The following is a 476-nucleotide window of genomic DNA, read 5'->3' as shown; positions in this document are numbered from 1 at the left end:
CGTTAGGGAGCTCGCCACGTGGACACATCCACTCTTGCAAATGAAATCGCTGCGAAGGTCATCGCTGACACTTCGTTTTGGGTTTCTGTTGTTGGGCTTGTTGGCGTTGTTGTGGGAGCAGTCATCACTGTTGGAGGAAACTTTGTTCTTCACTGGTTTCAAGACAAACCACGCCGGGAGCTTGACGAAAAAAGAAAAAAACTCTTGGACAAAATGCTTCGCGATTTACGATTCAAAGAGCATTGGCGCAAACTCACAACGCTGTCTCGCGTAGTCGGTGCAGATGAAGAAACAACAAAGCGACTGTTAATTGAACTCGGAGCCCGAGGCTCCGAAAAAGACGATGATTTATGGGGGTTGCTTGAGTACCACCCACTTGAGAAGCTCGACCAATAGCTCCCTAACATGGCGTTCCAGCGGACCGGCTGCAAGCGGCGCTGCGCGCCACTCGCAGCCGTCCGCTGAACTTCAACGTT

General features: G+C 51.3%; 1 protein-coding gene. It reads left to right on the top strand.

Annotated elements, in window-relative coordinates:
* The first annotated feature begins 18 nt into the window (after positions 1-18).
* Positions 19-396, top strand: coding sequence for a hypothetical protein (locus EI185_RS17565; RefSeq protein WP_124706310.1), 378 nt, complete (start codon positions 19-21; stop codon positions 394-396).
* Positions 397-476 lie beyond the last annotated feature (80 nt).

Origin of the sequence: Sulfuriferula multivorans, assembly GCF_003851125.1 — a bacterium.
Taxonomy (GTDB): Bacteria; Pseudomonadota; Gammaproteobacteria; order Burkholderiales; family Sulfuriferulaceae; genus Sulfuriferula; species Sulfuriferula multivorans.
This window is presented reverse-complemented; position numbering and strand designations above follow the sequence as displayed.